The organism is Paraburkholderia sp. RL18-085-BIA-A, assembly GCF_046027075.1.
Lineage (GTDB): Bacteria > Pseudomonadota > Gammaproteobacteria > Burkholderiales > Burkholderiaceae > Paraburkholderia.
Map to the genome: position 1 here is coordinate 1 of NZ_JARESU010000675.1, position 339 is coordinate 339.

A 339-nucleotide genomic window follows, 5' to 3' on the forward strand; every position below is an offset into this window, starting at 1 on the left:
CTGCGTGTCGGCGATATGGAGATCGACCTCCTCAGGCGCCGTGTGCGGCGCGGTGACGTCCGCATCGACCTGACTGCGCAGGAATTCACGCTTGTGAAACTCCTCGCCGAAAGGCAGGGTGAAGTGGTCACGCGTTCAGTCGTCACGTCACACGTCTGGGACATGAACTTCGACAGCGATACGAACGTCGTTGAAGTGGCTGTCAGGCGTCTGCGCGCAAAGATCGACAATCCATTCGAGAAGAAACTGCTCCATACGGTCCGTGGCATGGGCTATGTGATGGAAGAGCGGCCATGATTGCCGCGGACGGAGCGTACTCGCTTCTCAGGCGTCTGAGTC

1 protein-coding gene is annotated in these 339 nt (G+C 59.0%); it reads left to right on the forward strand.

Annotated features, from left to right (window positions below; all coding sequences use genetic code 11):
• Positions 1-297 (forward strand): winged helix-turn-helix domain-containing protein (locus P0D89_RS54355; protein ID WP_408371616.1); only part of this gene is annotated, 297 nt, incomplete at its 5' end.
• Between the last annotated feature and the right edge of the window lie 42 nt (positions 298-339).